Annotated in this window: 2 protein-coding genes and 1 pseudogene; 2 read left to right on the forward strand and 1 reads right to left on the reverse strand. The window is 33.5% G+C overall.

Features of this window, described 5'->3' with window-relative positions; translation table 11 throughout:
• Window positions 1–718: pseudogene (locus DM84_RS05725) on the reverse strand (hypothetical protein); the annotation flags it as partial.
• A gap of 273 nt (window positions 719–991) precedes the next feature.
• On the opposite strand from DM84_RS05725, the gene DM84_RS05730 reads away from it, so the two are divergent.
• Both DM84_RS05730 and pth read left to right on the forward strand, forming a co-directional pair.
• On the forward strand, window positions 992–1,603 hold the full coding sequence (locus DM84_RS05730) for a 50S ribosomal protein L25/general stress protein Ctc (protein WP_250779023.1): 612 nt from the start codon (window positions 992–994) through the stop codon (window positions 1,601–1,603).
• Window positions 1,603–2,157 carry an aminoacyl-tRNA hydrolase gene (gene pth / locus DM84_RS05735; protein ID WP_250779025.1) on the forward strand — a complete coding sequence of 185 codons (555 nt, stop codon included), beginning with the start codon at window positions 1,603–1,605 and terminating at the stop codon, window positions 2,155–2,157. Before DM84_RS05730 ends, pth begins: the two co-directional genes overlap by 1 nt.
• The last annotated feature ends 204 nt before the right edge of the window (window positions 2,158–2,361 follow it).

The raw sequence follows: 2,361 nt of genomic DNA on the forward strand, positions 1-2,361 counted from the left end.
CAAATTCTGCCTTTATTTCATTTTGGTTGAGTATATTCTGCTTATACTTATCACAGATTTTTTTCAATATAAGCAAATCTGTAACAGCAATTATGTCATTATTATTTTTATTCGCTAAAATTCCATCAGGAATTGTTATGTCGCTTCCTATACCTTTTTGCTCATCATCCCTGCCATAAAGTTTTTTCCTATGCTCTTTGTACTTATTGTTACTAATGCTATCGAGAGCATCAAAATCCATATAGATTACTCCTTCTTCTATTTGAGATCCCTTTTGCTCATACAGCATACAATAAGCTGCAATATACCGGAAGGTATCAATCTCAATCGCAAAGTGCGTTCTTTCCTGAGGTTCTTTGCTATACATGTCATGAAAATAATCTTGAATGCTAATATCCTTTCCACTTACTTTCCACCCTTGATCAATTTCTTTCCAACAAAGGCTATATTTAGGGTCATGTAGATCTACGACATGTATTCCACCCACCCCTTTAAATTTATTCTTCAGTTCCTCGATTTGACCTGGTTTAAATCCTGGTCCGTTAACAACCAAAAAAATATCTCTATCCTCATTAGTTCCTTGTTTATGTTTAATTAATACATCCACGTAGTTGAGTTTGCTATTCTTGCCATCTGGCAACGTTTTCCCAATGTCTTTTGGAACCCACGTTACAAGGATTGGTGCTGTGTTGGGCAAAATCTTTATTTTTTTATCCATATTTATAAATCTTTGATAAAAATCACTATGTTTTATAATATAGTAAAATTGTTAATAATTATTAGATATTCAGGAAAAACAATAGGAATAGAGTCTAAAATAGATATTTTTTATGTTGCATTATTAAATCATATTAATTAAACAATATTTTCATACGCAACACGTGTACCTTATAAATCTTTTACACGTACTGCGAGTAATGAAGTTTGAAATAAACATTTTTATGTTATATACTAAATTATATTAAAAAGATTAGTTGAGTAGGAGCAACCGATGGCGCAACAAGAAATGGTAACAATTAATGCAGAATTACGTGATGTAACAAAAACAAAAGCAATGTATTTCCTAAGAAAAAAAGGATATATACCTGCAGTTATATACGGTAAAGGACATGATAATGTAAATTTAACATTGTCCGCGAAGGAATTCACGAAACAATATAAATCAGGTTCCCTTTCTGCACATGTGATAGAATTGAATATTTCAGGTAAAAAAGAATATGCTCTTGTTCGCGATATTCAATGGCATGTGGTAAAGGATACTGTACAACATGTTGATTTTCAATTCGTTGATAAAGGTAGTGAAATTAAAATAGACATACCTTTATCATTTATAAATGAAAGCAAATCTCCAGGAATCAAGCTAGGAGGAGTGCTTAATGTTTTATGTCGTTCTATTACTGTTAAATGCTCTCCTGATAAAATACCTCAGGCTATAGAAGTTGATTTATCTGGTAAAATGATCGGCCAGTCTATACACATAAATGATGTGAAATTGCCAGAAGGAGTTAAACTTGCAGCACACGAAGAAGAAAACTTCACTGTTGTTACAATCTCTGCTGCCGATAGTGACGTTGAAGAACCTCAAGCAGAAATAGAGGAATAGTGTATCTGCTAGTTGGGCTTGGTAATCCAGGTAGCCAATATGAGCTAACTTATCACAATATTGGCTTCATCATTGTCGATGCAATTTGCAAATGTTGGAATTTTCAGCCGTTCTCTAAAAAAGCTGATTACCTGATAACCTCTGGCATAATTAATGAAAATAAAACTATATTGCTAAAGCCTTATTCATTTATGAATAACTCAGGCATTCCCGTTGCAAAAATACGAAACTTTTACAAATTTTCGCTAGATAATATCATTGTTATACATGATGATGCTGATCTGGAACTTGGAAGAATAAAAATAAAGAAGGGTGGCAGCTCTGCTGGACATAATGGACTTAGATCCATAGACAGTTTTATTGGTAACGATTACTGGCGCCTGAGATTCGGAATAGGCAGGCCCAATGATCAAAGAGATCTAGCGGATTACGTATTGTCCAAATTTGCAAATTTCGACAACGCTGCCCACTTAGTAGAAAAAATAGCAAAAAACATACACTTAATGCTGCAAGAAGATAACACAGCTTTTATTAGATCTCTTGCATTGTTGTGAGGAATTTTTAGGAGAAGCGCAACCGCAGAATACTTGAAACCGTTGACACGTAGTGGAATGACGGTTTTTTGAATCTTCAGGGTGTCATCCAAGTAGCTCATCTGGGATACTATTTTAGTAATAAATATTTAAGAAATTTACTATACAGGGAAAAAGACAATAAAACCCCGAGGTAGCTAGTTATTCCACTCTCTATTTTAAAAT

It is taken from the genome of Wolbachia pipientis (assembly GCF_023661085.1).
Taxonomy (GTDB): Bacteria; Pseudomonadota; Alphaproteobacteria; order Rickettsiales; family Anaplasmataceae; genus Wolbachia.